The organism is Glacieibacterium frigidum, assembly GCF_007097155.1.
In the GTDB taxonomy this organism is placed as follows: Bacteria; Pseudomonadota; Alphaproteobacteria; order Sphingomonadales; family Sphingomonadaceae; genus Glacieibacterium; species Glacieibacterium frigidum.
In genome coordinates this window covers 682,463-700,019 of the sequence record NZ_VJWA01000001.1, presented here as the reverse complement: position 1 = coordinate 700,019, position 17,557 = coordinate 682,463, and the positions used below count along the sequence as shown (strand labels likewise).

General features: G+C 69.1%; 14 protein-coding genes. 8 read left to right on the top strand and 6 right to left on the bottom strand.

All coding sequences use genetic code 11. The features are described from left to right. Positions 1-27: 27 nt before the first annotated feature. The 6 genes from FMM06_RS03340 (at position 28) to paoC (ending at position 9,373) form a co-directional block, all read left to right on the top strand. Complete coding sequence (locus FMM06_RS03340) at positions 28-2,793, top strand: [protein-PII] uridylyltransferase (protein WP_143554784.1); 2,766 nt, start codon at positions 28-30, stop codon at positions 2,791-2,793. Next, a complete protein-coding gene (locus tag FMM06_RS03335; protein ID WP_143554783.1) occupies positions 2,790-3,398 on the top strand; it encodes a TMEM175 family protein in 609 nt (202 codons plus the stop codon). Before FMM06_RS03340 ends, FMM06_RS03335 begins: the two co-directional genes overlap by 4 nt. Before the next feature lie 126 nt (positions 3,399-3,524). Beyond that, entirely contained in the window at positions 3,525-5,465 is a 1,941-nt protein-coding gene (locus tag FMM06_RS03330; RefSeq protein ID WP_143554782.1) for a DUF4394 domain-containing protein, read from the top strand. A 109-nt stretch (positions 5,466-5,574) separates the two neighbouring features. Further along, positions 5,575-6,204: an aldehyde dehydrogenase iron-sulfur subunit PaoA gene (paoA, locus tag FMM06_RS03325; protein ID WP_207790230.1), complete on the top strand. Its 630-nt coding sequence runs from the start codon at positions 5,575-5,577 to the stop codon at positions 6,202-6,204. Next, positions 6,201-7,154 (top strand): FAD binding domain-containing protein, encoded by a 954-nt coding sequence (locus tag FMM06_RS03320; RefSeq protein WP_143554781.1) that lies wholly within the window; start codon positions 6,201-6,203, stop codon positions 7,152-7,154. Before paoA ends, FMM06_RS03320 begins: the two co-directional genes overlap by 4 nt. Beyond that, on the top strand, positions 7,151-9,373 hold the full coding sequence (paoC, locus tag FMM06_RS03315) for an aldehyde oxidoreductase molybdenum-binding subunit PaoC (protein WP_143554780.1): 2,223 nt from the start codon (positions 7,151-7,153) through the stop codon (positions 9,371-9,373). Before FMM06_RS03320 ends, paoC begins: the two co-directional genes overlap by 4 nt. Before the next feature lie 9 nt (positions 9,374-9,382). Here paoC and FMM06_RS17090 read toward each other — a convergent pair whose 3' ends face one another. The 6 genes from FMM06_RS17090 to FMM06_RS03285 all read right to left on the bottom strand — a co-directional run bounded on the left by FMM06_RS17090 (position 9,383) and on the right by FMM06_RS03285 (position 15,198). Continuing rightward, positions 9,383-10,669, bottom strand: a complete 1,287-nt coding sequence (locus FMM06_RS17090; protein WP_143554779.1) for a hypothetical protein — start codon at positions 10,667-10,669, stop codon at positions 9,383-9,385. A gap of 16 nt (positions 10,670-10,685) precedes the next feature. Further along, positions 10,686-11,342, bottom strand: a complete 657-nt coding sequence (locus tag FMM06_RS03305; protein ID WP_143554778.1) for a hypothetical protein — start codon at positions 11,340-11,342, stop codon at positions 10,686-10,688. After that, on the bottom strand, positions 11,339-12,046 hold the full coding sequence (locus FMM06_RS03300) for a C39 family peptidase (RefSeq protein WP_143554777.1): 708 nt from the start codon (positions 12,044-12,046) through the stop codon (positions 11,339-11,341). Before FMM06_RS03300 ends, FMM06_RS03305 begins: the two co-directional genes overlap by 4 nt. Further along, entirely contained in the window at positions 12,027-12,347 is a 321-nt protein-coding gene (locus tag FMM06_RS03295) for a hypothetical protein (RefSeq protein WP_143554776.1), read from the bottom strand. The genes FMM06_RS03300 and FMM06_RS03295 overlap by 20 nt, the downstream gene beginning before the upstream one ends. A 73-nt stretch (positions 12,348-12,420) precedes the next feature. Beyond that, on the bottom strand, positions 12,421-14,028 hold the full coding sequence (locus tag FMM06_RS17085; protein ID WP_235889049.1) for a beta strand repeat-containing protein: 1,608 nt from the start codon (positions 14,026-14,028) through the stop codon (positions 12,421-12,423). Between the two features lie 159 nt (positions 14,029-14,187). Beyond that, complete coding sequence (locus FMM06_RS03285; RefSeq protein WP_143554775.1) at positions 14,188-15,198, bottom strand: helix-turn-helix transcriptional regulator; 1,011 nt, start codon at positions 15,196-15,198, stop codon at positions 14,188-14,190. Between the two features lie 530 nt (positions 15,199-15,728). Here FMM06_RS03285 and FMM06_RS03280 point away from each other — a divergent pair. Next, positions 15,729-16,139 (top strand): hypothetical protein, encoded by a 411-nt coding sequence (locus FMM06_RS03280; protein ID WP_207790229.1) that lies wholly within the window; start codon positions 15,729-15,731, stop codon positions 16,137-16,139. 201 nt (positions 16,140-16,340) lie between these two features. Then, complete coding sequence (locus FMM06_RS03275; protein ID WP_143554774.1) at positions 16,341-17,555, top strand: c-type cytochrome; 1,215 nt, start codon at positions 16,341-16,343, stop codon at positions 17,553-17,555. Positions 17,556-17,557 lie beyond the last annotated feature (2 nt).

Sequence of the window (17,557 nt, the reverse complement as noted above, 5' to 3'; positions counted from 1 at the left end):
GGCGATCGAACCCCTTATCTGGCTGCCATGGCTTCTCGTTTCGAAACCGTCGCAAACCGCCGCGCGATCATCGACCGCGTCGTCGTCACCGATACACTGCGCGAGGCGGTGGCGGGGCTCGACGGCGTCAAGGCGCGCCGCGACGCGTGCGCGCGCGTCATCGGTGCGGCGCTCACCGCCGGCCGCCTCGAGCTGCGCCGCCGGCTGCTCGCGGCGCCGTCGCGCGGGCTGGAGGCGGCGGCGGGCCAGTCCTTCCTGACCGACCAGCTGCTGCGCCTGACCTTCGATTTCGTCACCACCGAGCTGTACCCGCTCGGCAACCCGACCGCGTCGGAGCGGCTGAGCCTCGTCGCCGTCGGCGGCTATGGCCGCGGCGAGATGGCGCCCTATTCGGACATCGACATCCTGTTCCTGACGCCGTGGAAGCAGACGCCGTGGGGCGAGCAGGTGATCGAGACGATCCTCCACCTGCTGTGGGACCTGAAGCTGAAGGTCGGCCATTCGACGCGCAGCCTCGACGACATGATCCGCATGGCGAAGTCCGACCTGACGATCCGCACCGCGCTGCTGGAGGCGCGCTTCATCTGGGGCGACCGTCCGCTCTACGACCAGGCGTCGGCGCGCTTCCGCAAGGAGATCGTCGCGGGCAACGCGCGCCAGTTCATCGCCGACAAGCTGGCCGAGCGCGACGCGCGCCACCTGAAGATGGGCGACAGCCGCTATGTCGTCGAACCCAACCTGAAGGAGGGCAAGGGCGGCCTGCGCGATCTCCACACCCTCTTCTGGATCGGCAAGTTCGCGTACCAGGTCGAGACCGTCGAGGGCCTTGTCGACAAGGGGCTGCTGACCGCCCCCGAGCTGCGCCAGTTCCGCCGCGCCGAGAATTTCCTGTGGGCGGTGCGCTGCAACCTCCACGACATCGCCGGTCGCGCCGAGGAGCGGCTGACCTTCGACGTCCAGCGCGAGTTGAGCCTGCGGCTGCGCTATACCGAGCGTGCGGGGCTGGCGGCGGTCGAGCGCTTCATGCGGCATTATTTCCTGATGGCGCGCCACGTCGGCGACGTGACGGGCCTGTTCCTCGCGCATGTCGAGGAGAGTTTCGCGAGCAAGTCATGGCTGCCCAGCTTCACGCGGCGGCCGCGGCGGCTGGCGGGCTTCACGGTGCGGAACGGCAAGATCGGCGTGCCGGCGGACGATTTCTTCGCCAAGGACCCCACCCGCCTGCTCGAGATGTTCACGCTGGCCGATGCCGAGGGGCTCGAGGTCCACCCCCTCGCCATGCGCCAGGCGGGGCGCGACGCCCACCTGATCGGCGAGAGCGTGCGCCGCGATACGCGTGCCAATGCGCTGTTCCTCGACCTGCTGACCTCGCACAAGACGCCCGAGCGGACGCTGCGCTGGATGAGCGAGGCGGGTGTCTTCGGCCGCTTCGTGCCCGACTTCGGGCGCGTCGTCGCGCAGATGCAGTACGACATGTACCACCACTACACCGTCGACGAGCACACCATCCGCGCCATCGGGCTGGTCGCGCGGATCGAAGCGGGCGAGCTCAAGGCCGACCATCCGCTGTCGTCGGCGATCGTCAAGCAGCTGGTGTCGCGCCGCGTGCTGTATGTGGCCGTGCTGCTCCACGACATCGCCAAGGGGCGTGGCGGCGACCATAGCGAACTGGGCGCCGAGATCGCCGAGCGGCTGTGCCCGCGGCTCGGGCTGACCGCGGCCGAGACCGAAACGGTGGCGTGGCTCGTGCGCTTCCACCTGCTGATGTCATCGACCGCCTTCAAGCGCGACCTGTCGGACTTCAAGACCATCCTCGACTTCGCCGAGGTCGTCGCGAGCCCCGAACGCCTGCGCCTGCTGCTGATCCTGACCGTCGTCGACATCCGCGCGGTCGGGCCGGGCGTGTGGAACGGCTGGAAGGGCCAGCTGCTGCGCGAGCTTTACGACGCCGCCGAGGAAGTCCTGCGCCTCGGCCACAAGCAGAAGGGCCGCAGCGAGCGCGTCGCCGCCAAGCAGGCAGCGCTTGCCGCGGATCTCGAATGGCCTGCGGCCGAATTCGCCACCTACGCACGCCGCATGACCGAGGCCTATTGGATCGCCGAGCCGCACGAGGTGCTGGTCGGCAACGCCGTGCTGGTCGAGCGCGCCGATTTCGAGGGCGCGCCGCTGTCGATCGGCATGACCGCCGACCCGGGCAGCGGCACGACCGTGGTCACCGTCTACGCCGCCGACCACCCCGGCCTGTTCTACCGGATCGCGGGCGCCATTTCGCTCGGCGGCGCGAACATCCTCGACGCGCGCATCCACACGACGCGCGACGGCCAGGCGCTCGACAATTTCGTCGTCTGCGATCCGCTCGGCAGGCCGTTCGCGGAAGCGGCGCAGCTGTCGCGCCTGAAGCGGAGCATCGAGGACGTGCTGACCGGCAAGATCCGCCTCGCCGATCGCCTCGCGGCCCGGCCGCTGGCACGCCGCCGTGCCGAGGTGTTCCGCGTCGAGCCCGCGGTGCTGACCGACAACAAGGCGTCGAACCGCTACACCGTCATCGAGGTCGCGGCGCTCGACCGCCCTGCCCTGCTCTACAGCCTGACCCACGCGCTGTTCGCCGCGCGCCTGACCATCCACAGCGCCCACATCGCGACCTACGGCGAGCGTGCCACCGATACGTTCTACCTGACCGACCTGACCGGCCAGAAGGTCGACAACGCCGCCCGCCTGCGCGCGCTGGAAAAACGCCTGACCGAAATCGCCGCGACGCCCGTGGCAGGCATCGAGGCGATCGCCGCCGAATGACCGACCGCTCCGCCGAGCGCCTCGACGGCTTCACCGACGCAGCCTTCGCGTTCGCGGTGTCGCTGCTGGTCGCAGGCGGCGGCGGCAACGGCGGGACCGACCTGTGGAGCCGCCTGGCCGACGTGCCGGCGTTCGCGATCGGCTTCGCGATCATCGGCATGTTCTGGCACGCGCATGTCCGCTGGCGGCGGCACCGCGGGCCGGGCGACGGTCTGTCGGTCCTGCTGACCTTCGTGCTGGTTTTCGTCGTACTGGTCTTCGTCTTCCCGCTCGCGGCGATGGCCGACAGCTTCTCGGCCTATATCCTCGGCCGTCCCGACGAACATTCGCTGCAGGAGCTGTTCACCATCTACGGGGTCGCCTTCCTCGCCATGTCGGCGACGATGGCGGCGCTGTTCGCCGACGTGCTGCGGCGTCCCGACCTGACCCCGGCGCAGCGGGCCCCCGTGCTGGGCGACATGATCATCTGGCTGATCCTGTGTGGCACCGCGATCGTCTCGACCATCCTTGCCGCGCAGGGCGGGCGCGCAGCGGTCTATGCGCCGATGGTGTACGCGACGCTGCCTGTCCTGATCGGCGGATTTGCCTGGCGCTGGCGCTGGTAGTTTCGGCAGCGAACTGCCATCGGACCAATGTGTCCCGTCCGCCACGACACCGATTAATGGGAAAGATCATGCGTCCATTGTCCATGGCCCACGTTCCTGCGGCTCACTTGCCGAAGGAAATGATAGATGTTTATCCGATCGAAGCTCTCCGCCAGCCTTGCGCTGGCGCTCGTGTCGGGTGGCGCGGCGCACGCCGTGCCGGTCAATTTCCTTGATAACGCCAACCGCCTGATCCGCGTCGACAGCGCGACCCCCGGCACCGTCAGCTCGACCACCGCGCTGACCGGCCTGCAGGCGGGCGAAACGCTGCTCGGCTTCGACTATCGCCCCGCCTCGCCGCGCGTCCTTTACGGCCTCGGCAGCACCGGCCGCGTCTATGCGATCAACCCGCTGACCGGTGGCGCCACTGCGCTCGGTGCGCCGGTGGTGATCACCGGCACCGCCGCGGGCGTCGACTTCAACCCGTCGGTCGACCGCATTCGCGTCGTCACCAGCGCGGGCCAGGACCTGCGCCTGAACCCCGACAACGGCGCGCTCGCCGCGACCGACGCGCCGCTCGCCTATGCCGCGGGTGATGCGGGCTTCGGCACCGCACCGCGGGTCACGGCCGCCGCCTATACCAACAACCTGCCGGGCGCGACGCCGACGACGCTGTACGTCATCGACACCGGCCGCGGCGTTCTGGCGACGCAGGGCAGCGTCAATTCGGCGCCCGTGTCGCCCAATTCGGGCCAGCTGTTCACCGTCGGCGCGACCGGCGTGACGAGCACCGATGCCGCCGGCTTCGACATCGGCCGCGACGGCACCGTGCTCGCCAGCTTCACCTCGCCGGCGACGGGCACGACCTCGCTGTACAGCCTGAACCTGGCGACGGGCGCCGCGACGCTGATCGGCACCGTCGGCACCGCGGGCCAGACCTACACCGGCCTCGCCATCGCGCTGCCGAGCGTCGCCAGCTTCGGCACGACCGCCAACCAGACCGCGGTCGGCGGCGCGCTTGACAATTTCGTTGGCGTCCCCGGCGCCGGGCTCGGCGCGCTGTTCGCGTCGATCGACGGCCTCGCCCCCGGTGCCCGCGCCGATGCACTGTCGCAGCTGACGCCCGCCGCCTATTCGCTGCTGCCCGAAGTGACGCTGCGCACCGTCGAGTTCCAGCAGGACACGCTGCAGCGCTACCTGCGCGACTTCCGCGACGGCGGCACCGGCAACCGCGTCGGCGGCGATGCCAAGATCGGCAGCTTCCTCGTCGCGAGCGGGCGTGAGGGGCGCTACGACGCCGCCACCGACCGCAGCCGCGTCGAGTATGGCGCAGCCGGCGTCATTGGCGGCGTCGATCTGCGCCTGCGCGAGAACCTGCTGGTCGGCATCACCGGCGGCTACGACGATGCCCGCGTCCGCCTCGGCAGCACGCGTAATTCGAAGATCGAGAACTGGTTCGTCGGCGGGTACGCGACGGCGCGCCTGGGGCCGGGCTTCATCGACCTGTTCGGTTCGTACGGCGAGGCCGATTACGACCTGCGCCGCACGGTGCAGTTCGGCGGCGGCACCACCGCACTCGACTTCGCCTCGACGACCGAGAGCCGCACCTACTTCGGCGGCGGTACGGTCGGCATCAACATCAAGGCCGGCGGCTTCGTCCTCGAGCCGTTCGCCGGTGCCCGCTACGCCCGCGTCAAGATCGACGGGTTCAGCGACGGCACGGGCATCGGCGCGCTGACGCTGGGCCGCACGACCTATGAGTCGGTCCTCGGCAACTTCGGCGCCAAGGTCGGCGGCGAGTTCACCGTCGGCAACGCGACGGTGCGTCCCGAAGTCCGCGGTGCCTATCGCTACGAGTTCAAGGACGACCGCGAGGCGGCCTTCAGCTTCGGCTTTGCGGGCACCGGCAACAACGGCGCGCTGGCCTTCACGCCGACGCCGCTGCGCCGCAGCTACTACACCGCGGGCGCGGGCTTCACGGTCAGCGGCGCGACCAGCCCCTTGTCGCTCGTCGTCGATTACACCGGCGAGTTCGCCAAGGACCGCAACATCAACGGCATCACCGGCGGCCTTCGCCTGGTGTTCTGATCGGTCCCACGCATGCGGGGGGTGTCGCACATCGCGACGCCCCCCTTTTTTTGTGCAGCCAATGCGGCTTTGCGCGCGTTGACTGTCCTGAATCCCGGAACTTGAGGTAATGATGGACAGCCCCGAAGCATTCGGACTGTCGCGGCGTGGCGTGCTCGCCGCGGGTGCGGCGTCGGCGGCCCTGCCGGCGGTCGCGACCGCCGCGCCTGGCAAAGTGGAAGCACCGAAGCTGATGAAGGTCGCATTCGAGGTCAACGGCAAGCGTCGCGCGCTGGAGCTCGACACCCGCACCACCCTGCTCGACGCGCTGCGCGAGCACCTGCAACTGACCGGCTCCAAGAAGGGTTGCGATCATGGCCAGTGCGGCGCCTGCACCGTGCTCGTCGATGGCGTCCGCATCAATACGTGCCTCAGCCTCGCGGTCATGCACGAGGGCGACAAGATCACGACGATCGAAGGGCTCGGCACGCCCGGCGACCTGCACCCGATGCAGGCGGCGTTCGTCAAGCACGACGGCTATCAGTGCGGCTATTGCACCCCGGGCCAGATCTGCTCGGCGGTCGCGGTGCTTGCCGAGATCAAGGCGGGTATCCCGAGCCACGTCACCGACGACCTGACGACTAGGCCGAGCCTGAGCAACGACGAGCTGCGCGAGCGGATGAGCGGCAATATCTGCCGCTGCGGCGCCTACGCGAACATCGTCGACGCGATCAACGACGTCGCGGGGGTCCGGGCATGAAGCCATTCACCTATGAGCGTGCCCGCACGCCGGCCGAGGCCGCTGCGGCGGTAGCGCGCCAGCCGAACGCCAAGTTCATCGCTGGCGGCACCAACCTGCTCGACCTGATGAAGCTGGAGATCGAGGCGCCGGCGCACCTCGTCGACGTCAACGACCTCAAGCTCGACGCGATCGAGGCGACGCGTGACGGCGACCTCCGCATCGGCGCGCTGGCAACGAACACGAAGCTCGCGTCAGACGCCCGCGTGCGTCGCGACTACGGTGTGCTCAGCCGCGCGATCGTCGCGGGTGCATCGGGCCAGTTGCGCAACAAGGCGACGACCGCGGGCAATCTGCTCCAGCGCACGCGCTGCCCCTATTTCTACGACCCCAACCAGCCGTGCAACAAGCGTCGCCCGGGGTCGGGCTGCGGCGCGATCGGCGGGTACAGCCGCCAGCTCGCGGTGATCGGCGTGAGCGACACGTGCATCGCGACCTATCCCGGCGACATGGCGGTGGCGATGCGCGTCCTCGACGCGACCGTCGAGACGGTGCGCCCCGACGGCACGACGCGGACCATTCCAATTGCCGACTTCCACAAGCTGCCCGGCGACACGCCGCACATCGACACGACGCTTGAGCGCGGCGAGCTGATTACTGCGGTAACGCTGCCGCCCCCGATCGGCGGCCGCCACATCTACCACAAGGTCCGCGACCGCGCGTCTTACGCCTACGCCCTGGTCTCGGTCGCCGCGGTCATCCAGCCGGGCGGCACCGGTCGCGTCGCGATCGGCGGCATCGCCCACAAGCCGTGGCGCCGGGAGAATGCCGAGGCCGCCCTGCCCCAGGGTGCCAAGGCCACTGCCGCGCTCCTGCTCGCGGGTGCGACGCCGACCCGCGACAATGAATTCAAGGTTCCGCTCGTCGAGCGCACGCTCGGCGCGGTCCTTGCCGAAGCGAGGACAGCATGAAGTTCGAGACCGCCGCCGGCCCCAACCCGATCGACCGGCTGAATATCGTCGGCCAGCCGACCGATCGCATCGACGGCAAGTACAAGACCAGCGGCACCGCGCCCTACGCCTATGAGCGCCACGACATCGCGCCCGACGCCGCCTACGGCTACCTCCTCGGCTCGGCGATCGCCAAGGGCCGGATCAATTCGATGGACACGACGCAGGCGCGTGCCGCCCCCGGCGTCATTGCGGTCGTCTCGACCCTCGACATGCAGCCCTTGCCGCTATCCGAGCACAATACCGCGCACCTGTTCGGCGGCGCGGTCGTCGAGCATTATCACCAGGCCGTCGCGCTCGTCGTCGCCAAGACCTTCGAAGAGGCTCGCGCCGCCGCCAATCTCATCCGCGTCGACTATGCCCGCGTAAAGGGCAAGCATGACCTCGCGACCCTCGCCCCGACCGCACCGCCCGACAAGGCCGAGAGCCCGGAGAAGGAGAACGAGAACCCGATCACGCGCAAGGGCGCCTTCGAGGCCGCCTATGCCAAGGCGCCGGTCAAGCTCGACGCGCGCTACACGACGCCCGACCAGAGCCACGCGATGATGGAGCCGCACGCCACGCTGGCGCGCTGGGACGGCGACAAGCTGACCGTCTGGACGTCGAACCAGATGATCGCCTGGGCGAAGAAGGACCTGGCCAAGACGCTGACCGTGCCCGAGGACAGGTTGCGGGTGATCTCGCCCTACATCGGCGGCGGTTTCGGCGCGAAGCTGTTCATCCGCGCCGATGTCGTGCTCGCGGCGCTCGGCGCAAAGGCTGCCGGGCAGCCGGTCAAGCTGACGCTGCAACGCCCGCTGGTCGCCAACAACACGACCCACCGCCCGGCGACGATCCAGCGCATCCGCCTCGGCGCGACGCGCGACGGCCGGCTGACCGCAATCGGGCACGACAGCGTGTCGGGCAACCTGCCCAAGGGCGACCCCGAGACCGCGACCGCCCAGACCAAGCTGCTCTATGCCGGTGCCAACCGACTGACCTCGCTGCGGCGTGCGGTGATGGACCTGCCCGAGGGCAATGCGATGCGCGCGCCCGGCGAGGCGCCGGGCCTGATGGCGCTCGAGATCGCTATGGACGAGCTTGCCGAGAAGCTGGGCATGGACCCGGTCGAGGTGCGAATCGTCAACGACACGCAGGTCGACCCCGAGAAGCCCGAGCGGCCTTTCTCGCAGCGCCAGCTCGTCGAGTGCCTGCGCCAAGGTGCCGATCGCTTCGGCTGGAGCAAGCGCAGTGCGAAGCCGGGCCAGGTCCGCGACGGCCAGTGGCTGGTCGGCATGGGCGTCGCCGCGGGCTTCCGCAACAACATGCAGATGAAGTCGGCGGCGCGCGTCCGCCTCGACAGCAAGGGCGTCGTGACGGTCGAGACCGACATGACCGACATCGGCACCGGTAGCTACACGATCATCGCCCAGACCGCGGCCGAGATGACGGGCGTCGACCTGAAGGACGTCGTCGTGAAGCTCGGCGATTCCGACTTCCCGGTGTCGGCGGGATCGGGCGGCCAATGGGGCGGCAATAATTCGACCGCTGGTGTCTACGCTGCGTGCGTGAAGCTGCGCGAGCAGGTCGCGCAGAAGCTGGGGTTCAACTCGGGCGAGGTCGATTTCGCCGGCGGCAAGGTGCGCGCGGGCAACCGCAGCGTGTCGCTGCGCGATGCGGCGCATGATGCGCCGCTGGTCGCCGAGGACGGCATCGAATACGGCGAGAAGAACGAGGAGAAGGCGCAGCAGTCGACCTTCGCCGGGCATTTCGTCGAGGTCGGCGTGCACAGCTACACCGGCGAGACGCGGATTCGGCGCATGCTCGCGGTCTGCTCGGCGGGCCGCATCCTCAACCCCAAGTCGGCGCGCAGCCAGGTCATCGGCGGCATGGTGATGGGCGCCGGCGCGGCGTTGATGGAGGAGCTCGCTGTCGACAAGCGTTTCGGCTTCTTCGTCAACCACGACCTCGCGACCTACGAGGTGCCCGTCCATGCCGATATCCCGGCGCAGGAGGTCATCTTCCTCGACGAGGTCGACCCACTGTCGTCGCCGATGAAAGCCAAGGGCGTCGGCGAGCTCGGGATCTGCGGCGTCGCGGCGGCGGTGGCGAACGCGATCTACAACGCCACCGGCGTCCGCGTCCGCGACTATCCGATCACCCTCGACAAGTTCTTCGAGAAGCTGCCCGCCGTCGCGTGACTCAGGCGGCTAGTTCCGGCCGCCGAAGCTGAACGGGATGCGCAGCGTCGTGCGGACGTCGGGGGCATCCGCAGTTGCACCCAGCTCGACGTTCCAGTTGACCGTCGTCGACGGCGATGTGCGGTAGCTGACGCCGAACAGCAATCGCGCAACCTGCAGATCGCGCAGCCGGCTGTCGAACGGCGCGCTGGTCGTCGGGCCGGTCAGCCCGCCGCGCTGGATGGCGCGGCCGACGGTGCGCGTCCCGAACGACCAGCTGTGCGCATAGCCGAGGCTGAGCGCGACGCGCGGGTTGAGCGAGATACCGATGCCGGCGCTGCCCTGGATCGCGTCGCCGGGTTTGACGTAGTCGATCAGCACGTCCTGGCTGAGCTGCACCCCTTCGAAGCTGCGCCCGAAGTTGCGCGTATAGCCGAGCGAGCCGAACAGCACCGCCGGGTCAGTCGGCAGCAGCGCGGTCAGCGTCGGGGTGACGCCCCAGAAACCCGCGCCCGTCGCCGAGCGCAGCGCGACGCCGGTGCCGGTGTCGCGGCGCACGGTAAATGGGTTGCTCCCCGTCGGCGCGACCGCCTGGATGCCGGCGATCAGATAGGGGAAGCCGCGCCGGCCGCTGGTCAGCTGGTACCGCGCGCCGAACTCGACATCGCCGATGTTGCGGCCGCGTGCCGGCACGTCCGACCGGTCGACGCTGCTGTTCTGGTTGGGCGCCGCGGCGGTCAGCACCGACACGTCGTTGCGGTAGACGAAGGGCACGCGGCCGTTGAGCTCGATCCGCGAACTGACGCCGTAGCGCAGGCCGAGCGCTGCAGTCAGGATGTCCTGGCGGCTCTCGTTGATATCGAACACGCCGACGAGCACCGACTGCGGCACCTCGATGCCGCGGAAGATCACGCGGTTGCGGTCGGCGCGGGCATATTCGAAGCTGGGCTCGACGGTGAACTGGCCGGCGCGGGTGACGATGCCGCCCTGTTCGGACATCACCGCGACCTCGGGTGCGCGGTCGCGCTCGGGCGGCGCGACGCCGACGACCTGGGTGCCCGGGACCGGCGACGACGGCGGTGCGGCGGGATCGGGGGCGAGCGGCGACGGCGCGGCAATCTGGTCGGCGGCGGCGGTGCCGCGGCTGAGCCCGAGCAACCGGTCCTCGAGCTTCTGCAGGCGCAGGCGCTGGGTTTCGAGCTCCTGCCGCTGTGCCGCGATCTCGGCCTTCAGGCTGTCGAAGACGGGTTCGGCATGCAGCGGTGCGGCAGCCAGCGCAACGGGCAGCAGACAGGCCCAGGTCCCGGTACGGCGCATAATCGTTCCTTGCTTGTCAGCGCCCGCGCGTCGCGACCGAAATCGCCACTGCTTCGAGCGCAGAGGTCATGCCCGACGGTATAACCATGCCGCGCAAGTCAATGTTAACTGAGGTTACTGTATCGATAATCCGGTTATCGGCGGTATTCGCGACGACGGTGCCGATCGCCTGTCCGATGCTCTGCTGCACCGTCAGGTCGGGACCGGTCAGCTGCACGATCGTGCCGTTCGCGGTCTGCAGCGCCTGCACCGTGCCGAACTGGGTCGCGACGCTGCGCCCGCCGTCGAGGTCGAGCGCCGGACCCGACGGAGCCGCGGTCACGGTGCCGAAGCGGATCTGCGAAACGCCGGCCGCAGGCGCGGCAGCAATGGTCGTGCCGACGCCGGTGCGGGTGATCCTGACCTCGGGCATCATCCAGCCGGTCGTCGCGGGGGTCGTGCCGTCGTCGGACGCGGCCTGACCGTTGCCGGCGAAGACCTGCACGCCCGACGTCTCGGTCGAGAACATGGTGCGCAGCGCGAGGACGCCGTCGATGCGAGTCTCGAGCGCGATGCCGATCGCGACGCTAGATCCGTCGGGCAGCAGGATGCCCCCGCGCTGCGCGGCGAGGACAGGATCGGGCAGCGGCACGGCGCTGAACAGCGTCGCGGCGACGAGTGCGGCAGCGATCATAGGTCACCCGGTCCCGGCCGCGTCAGCGCCAGCGCGGCCTGACTGATCGGCTCCATCTGAAGTGTCGTGCGCGCGCCCGGCGCGAGCGCCAGCTCCGACGCGCGGGCGAAGGTCGCCTGGACCTCGGGCCCCGACGTGCCGACGACGAAGAACACGCCGTTCCACGCCTTGATGAATTCGTGCACCGGCATGCGGCGCAGGCCCGTCGAGGGGTCGCCGAGCAGCACGGTCTCGTCGCCCAGGCCCTGCTTGATGCCCTTCACGACGACGAAATGCTTGTAGCCGCCGGTCTCGATCAGCGCGATGCCGGGGATGCGCGCCTTCGCGATCTGCGCGAGGCTGACCTGGTAGCCGTCGGCGCTGAGGCCGTTCGCCGCCAGGTAGCGCTTCATGTCGAGGAGCGAGAAGCCCAGCTTGCGGATCGCGGCGCGGTCGCCGCCCGCCCACATGCCGACGAAGGTCGCCTGCTCGTCGACGGGGCGCGCGTAATGAAAGCGCAGCAGCGTCGCGAGCGCGGCGGACCCGCAGCTGAAATCGTAATTCTGGCGGATGACGGTGGCGAAGCGGCGCTCGTACATCGACGCGACCGGAAGCCCGGCCTCGAAATTGCCGATCGCCAGCCGATTGGTGCCCGACGGCGTCGCCGCGCTGCACCCGCCGAGCAGCAGCGCGACCACCGCGACGTTACGGGCGGATCGCGACATTGACGTTCAGCGAGGCGTTGATCGCGACGTTGTTGCCGGTGTTGGCATTGATCACCGCGAGGCCGTTGAGGTTCTGGAAGGCGTTGCCGTCGATGCTGATGACGCCGGTCGTCGAGATGCCGACGATGCGGTTGTTGGCGACCGTCGAACTGTTGCTGGCGAGGACGGCCTGCACTGGATCGGCCTTGCCGGCGATGGTGGCGAGCGCGGTGTCGGCGACTGGCGCAGCGTCGAACGGGCCGGCGGACGCTGCGGTTGCGGCACTTAAGCCGACCGCGAAGATGAGAAGATCGCGAACCATGTGGTGTCTTTCGGCATGAGAAGAGCCGGGGCGGGCGCGAACGCCCGCCCCGGACTCGAAGGGACCGGTCAGGTCAGCGCGGACCGCCGACGTTGATCGTGCCCGCCGACACCGCGACGTTGACCGAGGCGTTCTGCAACGCGCCGACGCCGGTGTTCTGGTTGAGGCCCTGCAACCCTGCGAAGTTCTGGAACGCCGAGCCCGAGACGTTCAGGCTGTTGTTCACCGAACCCGACGCCGCGGCGCCCGTGGCCGTGCCGCCCGGCTGGCCGCTCGTCGTCGAGCCGCCGGTCGGATCGGTGGCGGTGCCGCCGTTGCTGGTGCCGCTGCCGCCGCTGCCCGGGATGTCGTAGCTGACGCTGTTGCCAGTCACGTAGCCCGCGAGCGTCGAGGACGAGACGACCGACCCGCCGCCGAACTGGTTGTTCGTCGCGGCCGTGCCCGGTGCCGTGGTCGTGGCGTAGCCGTAGGTGTAGGTCGAGCTGTCGCTATAGGTCGCCGACCCGCCACCGACGCTGGAGCCGCTGCCCGAGCTGGTGTTGGCCGTGCGCTGCGAGCTGTCGTTACCCGAGTCGTTGACCGAGTTGTTCGAGCTGTCGTTGTACGAGCCGTTGGTCGAGCTGTCCGACATGTCGCGGCTGTCGCTGGCGCTGCCGCCGTTGTTCGCCGCAACCTGGGCACCGGTGGCGCTGCTGGCATCGGTGTTGGTCGTGGTCGTGGTCCGCGTGCGCTGCGAATTGTCGCTGTTGTCGGTGTTCGTCGTCGTCGTGCGCATCGAGTTGTCGCTGTTGTCGGTGTTGCGCGTCGTGTTGCGCGTGTTGTCGGTGTTGGTCGTGCGCTGATCGTTCGAGTTGTACGTCTGCTCGTTGGTCGAGCGGTCGCTGTTGTCGGTCGCGGTGCCGCCGTTGTTGGCGCCGACCGTGCCGGCGTTCGCGGCGCTGGCGTCGGTGGTGGTCGTCGTGGTGTTGCGCACCGAATTGTCGCTGCGATCCGACATGTCGCGGCTGTCGCTGGCGCTGCCGCCGTTGTTGGCGCCGACGGTGCCGCTGCCGACGCCGCTGCTGTCGCTGTACGAATTGTCGCTATTGTCGGTGTTCGTCGTCATCGTCGACGTGTTGCGCGTGTTGTCGGTGCTGGTCGTCGTGTTGCGCACCGAATTGTCGCTGCTGTCGCTGGCGCTGCCGCCGTTGTTGGCACCGACCGTGCCGCTCCCGACGCCGCTGCTGTCGCTGTAGCGCTGCGAGCTGTCGCTGTTGTCGGTGTTCGTCGTCGTGGTCGACGTGTTGCGGGTGTTGTCGGTGTTGGTCGACGTATTCCGCGTGTTGTCGGTGCTCGTCGACGTGTTGCGGACCGAGTTGTCGCTGTTGTTCGACGAATCGCGGTAGTCGCTGGCCGAGCCGCCGTTGTTCGCGCCCACGGTGCCCGAGACGACGCCGCTGCTGCTGTCGCTGCTGCTGGTGCGCGTCGAGCCATCGGTGTTCGTCGTGGTCTGCGTGTTGTCGGTGTTGGTCGACGTGTTGCGCGTGTTGTCGGTGCTGGCGGTCGAATTGTCGTTGTACGAATCGGCGACCGACTGGTCGTTGTACGAGCTGCTGGTGTTGGGCGTGGCCGACTGGGCGGTCGCCATGCTCGCGAACGCCATCGCGCCCGCCGACACGGTGATCATGAACAGATTCTTCATCGAGACTAATCCTTTACGCTACGAACATCCGGACGGACGACCGGCGCCCATCCGGTTCGGAGGGCCGTCAGCGTAGTAGTCGAGGGGCCGCAGCGGCGGCATCGCCCGTACCGATGCAACCCGCCCATCTGGATGAGGGGCCGAAACGCTTTACCTGGATCAGCGCAGTGCGGTTAGCGCCACGCCTGGCCCTGCGCGGACGATGCTGGTCAGCAGCAGCTGAACCAGAGAAGATTGCCGGTTGGTGCCGGTTTTTGCGAACGCCTGCTTCAGATAGGTGCGCGCCGTCGGCGCCTGGATGCGCAGCCGGGCCGCGGCCTCGGCGAGGCTGGCACCGGTGACGAGCAGGTTGGTCAGGCGCGTCTCGGCACCGGTCAGCCCGAACATCGCGCAGGTCGGGGCCATCGCGCTTTCCAGGTCGTGCTCGGGATCGACGGCATGGATGACCACCGCGTTGGGGCCGGCGAGGCTGGCGACGCCGCGCATCACCGCGACCGACAGCGGCCGTCGCCCCCGGCGCCGGATGCTGATCAGCGGCGCATCCTGGCGTCCCGAGCGGTCGCGGCTGCCATGGTCGGTCCGGGCGTGCATGATCGCGGTCTGCAGCCGTGCCGCGTCGTTGAGGTTCGCGGCTCCAAGCCGCCCGTCATGCGCGGTCAGCCCGTCACGATCGTCGAGCATGACCTGCGCCGCGCGATTGACCTCGAACAGCCCGCCGCCCGCATCGATCATCAGCACGCCGATCCCGAACAGGTCGAGCCCGTCGCGCAGGCCCTCGCTGCGCTCCTGGTCGCGACGCAGCCGCCACCACAGCCGCAGGTAATCGCCGATCCAGTCGCCGGCACGCCGCGCCGCACGCTCCTCGTTCAGGCCGAGCTCGAGCGTGGTATCGCCTTCGCGCTGCGCGACGACGGTCAGCACGGTCGTGGCGTCGACGTCGATCGTGATCACGATATTGGCGGGACCGCCATCGGCACTCTGCCGGGCGACCGACACGCCGTTGCGATCGGCCGGACGGCCCTGGCCGACGGGTTGGGGAGACGCGCCGAAACATCCGCCCTCATCGTCTGACGCTCCGACCCTGCCGAGCAGGCGCGGCGCCTTGCCGCCCTGGTGCACGAAGGCGGAGACATCGGTCGCTGCAAGCAGCCGCAGGACGCGATGCAACAAGATCTCAAGGTCCGCATCTGCCGCGATAGCGACCCCGATCGATGGTTCATCGGGCCTCGAGCCCCCGAAGTCGACATGCCGGTCGCGAAACATCGACGCCTCCTCGCAGCCCCCCATTTGAGCACCAGCCCCCACCCAATCACGATGAGAGCCTCATCGAAATGCAGGTCGCTCAGGACGGAAAAATCGACCGGGCCAAGTAAGACTGCTTAACCGAACCTAAACAAAACCATGATTTTGTCCGATGGTTCCTGACGATGGCGCCCGCCGCGCGCTTGTTTCGCCTCTGCCTTTTCCGTGGGTTGGGTGCGGAAACCGCATTTCCGGACGCGATTTTCGGACCGGTGCGGCAGCGGTGCCTGGCGGCGGCGCCCCGCCAGACCGCTGCGCGCCCTGCTGGTCGAAACGCGAATTGCCGATGCGGGTCTCCGGCCCTCCTGCGTCCTCAACCTGTGTCGACAGCCGATGGCTCGACCGAACGGATTAGCCGGAGATCGAAAATGTCTGCAGTCGAACGCGCGCCGAAATCCATGCCCCTGCTGACCGCTGCCGCGCTCGCGATGTTGATCGCATCGCCGGTCGCGGCCAAGACCAAGCGGCACATCGAGAAGATCGAGGACAACCTGACCGCCGCCGGGTTCCTGGCGAAGCCGGCGAACACGCCCGAGCGCGTCGACATGCTGACGCGCCTGCCCGCAAACACCTTCGTCCAGCGCGCGAACGGCGACGCCGTCACCTACGTCTACGCGGACCCCAAGGTGTGCGCCTGCCTCTACGTCGGCACGCAGGATGCCTATGCCCAGTACTTGCGCGACATGCAGGACCGGCGCCTCGCCGATCAGCAGACGCTCGCCGCGCAGACCTATGCCGATGCCCGCTGGAATTGGGGCGGTTGGGGGCCGTGGGGCTCTCATTGGGGCTTCGGTCCCTACGGCTGGTGACCACTCGCAGCGGCGTCCGCGTCGGCAGCGGCCAGCAGTAAGCGATTGCTGGAAACATTTATGTTTCGGGCGAGTATCGCTAGTCTCATTACGGTCGTGACGATCGCCTCGGCCGGACATCGGGCGGCTTCCGCCAGAACCAGCTCGCCGGGGTAGGCTACCGGTTCTGACGCGAGAAGCCGCCGCAGGGGAGAGCAGACGATGGTGCAGGAACCACGCGGACGAGGCCGGTTCGGATGGGTCCTGCCCGTTGCCGTCGCCGGGGTTGTGGTCGCCGCGGGGGCGGCGGCGGTGGCGGCGAGCGGCTGGCTCGACCTGTCCGCGACGACGCCCGATCCGCCGCTGTTCAGCACGGTCGTCCATGCCGTCTTCGAGCGCTCGACCAAGGTCCAGTCGGCCGGAGTCAAGGTGCCCGGCGACCTGAACGACCCGTCGCGGATCGCGATCGGCGCGGGGCATTTCGCCAATGTCTGCGCCAACTGCCACGGCGCGCCGGGCTTCGGCCAGAGCCCGTCGGCGCTCGCCATGTCGCCGCGGCCGCCGTGGCTGCCGGCGCAGGTACGGGGCATGAGCGACCGGCACCTGTTCTGGGTCATCAAGCACGGCGTCAAGTTCACCGCGATGCCGGGCTGGCCCGCGCAGGGCCGCGACGACGAAATCTGGTCGATGGTCGCCTTTGTCCGGACATTACCGCGCCAGACGCAGGCGAGCTTTCGCCAGCTAACCGTCGGCGATGCCGAGGCCGCGGCGCTGCCGGCGATCGCATTCGGGCCGCCCTCCCCGCTGCGCCCCTACGCAAGCCGCAACTCCAGCGCCCCGCCGCAGACCAGCAGCTTCACGACGCCCGTCTGGGGCCCTGCCGATTTCGCCCGCGACGGCAATCCGCTGTCGACCTGCGCGCGCTGCCACGGCGTCGCGGGCACCGGCCGGCCGGAGGGCGGGTTCCCCAACCTGACCGGGCAGACGGCGGCGCAGCTGCGCCGGGCGCTGACGCAGTTCGCGGACGGGACGCGGCGCAGCGCCATCATGCAATCTGTGGCCGCCCAATTGTCGCCGGCGCAGATCGACGGCGTCGCCCGCTATTACGCTGGCCTCACGCCCGCCGTCGCGCGGGCCGCGCCGACTAGTCCCGCACCCGCTGTCGATGCCAGCAGCTGCAACGGATGCCATGGTCTCGTGGCGGGCAATGCGCTCGTCTATCCGCAGCTGCGTGGCCAGGACGCGCGCTATCTGGCCAACCAGCTGCGGCTATTCCGCGACGGCGCGCGCGGCGATGCCGCAGTGCCCGGCAACATGGCGCGGATCGCGCATAACATGCCCGACCCGCAGATCGCCGCCTATGCCCGGCACTTCGCCGGCCTGGCGCCCGTCGATCCTAACACCGTGCCGAACCGCCTGCCCGAGGACGAACGGTGACC

What these genes read in the sequence shown, in the direction of transcription:
- FMM06_RS03340 (WP_143554784.1), top strand. Translation starts at nt 28, where the DNA reads ATGGCTTCTCGTTTCGAAACCGTCGCAAACCGCCGCGCGATCATCGAC.
- FMM06_RS03335 (WP_143554783.1), top strand. Translation starts at nt 2,790, where the DNA reads ATGACCGACCGCTCCGCCGAGCGCCTCGACGGCTTCACCGACGCAGCC.
- FMM06_RS03330 (WP_143554782.1), top strand. Translation starts at nt 3,525, where the DNA reads ATGTTTATCCGATCGAAGCTCTCCGCCAGCCTTGCGCTGGCGCTCGTG.
- paoA (WP_207790230.1), top strand. Translation starts at nt 5,575, where the DNA reads ATGATGGACAGCCCCGAAGCATTCGGACTGTCGCGGCGTGGCGTGCTC.
- FMM06_RS03320 (WP_143554781.1), top strand. Translation starts at nt 6,201, where the DNA reads ATGAAGCCATTCACCTATGAGCGTGCCCGCACGCCGGCCGAGGCCGCT.
- paoC (WP_143554780.1), top strand. Translation starts at nt 7,151, where the DNA reads ATGAAGTTCGAGACCGCCGCCGGCCCCAACCCGATCGACCGGCTGAAT.
- FMM06_RS17090 (WP_143554779.1), bottom strand. Translation starts at nt 10,669, where the DNA reads ATGCGCCGTACCGGGACCTGGGCCTGTCTGCTGCCCGTTGCGCTGGCT.
- FMM06_RS03305 (WP_143554778.1), bottom strand. Translation starts at nt 11,342, where the DNA reads ATGATCGCTGCCGCACTCGTCGCCGCGACGCTGTTCAGCGCCGTGCCG.
- FMM06_RS03300 (WP_143554777.1), bottom strand. Translation starts at nt 12,046, where the DNA reads ATGTCGCGATCCGCCCGTAACGTCGCGGTGGTCGCGCTGCTGCTCGGC.
- FMM06_RS03295 (WP_143554776.1), bottom strand. Translation starts at nt 12,347, where the DNA reads ATGGTTCGCGATCTTCTCATCTTCGCGGTCGGCTTAAGTGCCGCAACC.
- FMM06_RS17085 (WP_235889049.1), bottom strand. Translation starts at nt 14,028, where the DNA reads ATGAAGAATCTGTTCATGATCACCGTGTCGGCGGGCGCGATGGCGTTC.
- FMM06_RS03280 (WP_207790229.1), top strand. Translation starts at nt 15,729, where the DNA reads ATGCCCCTGCTGACCGCTGCCGCGCTCGCGATGTTGATCGCATCGCCG.
- FMM06_RS03275 (WP_143554774.1), top strand. Translation starts at nt 16,341, where the DNA reads ATGGTGCAGGAACCACGCGGACGAGGCCGGTTCGGATGGGTCCTGCCC.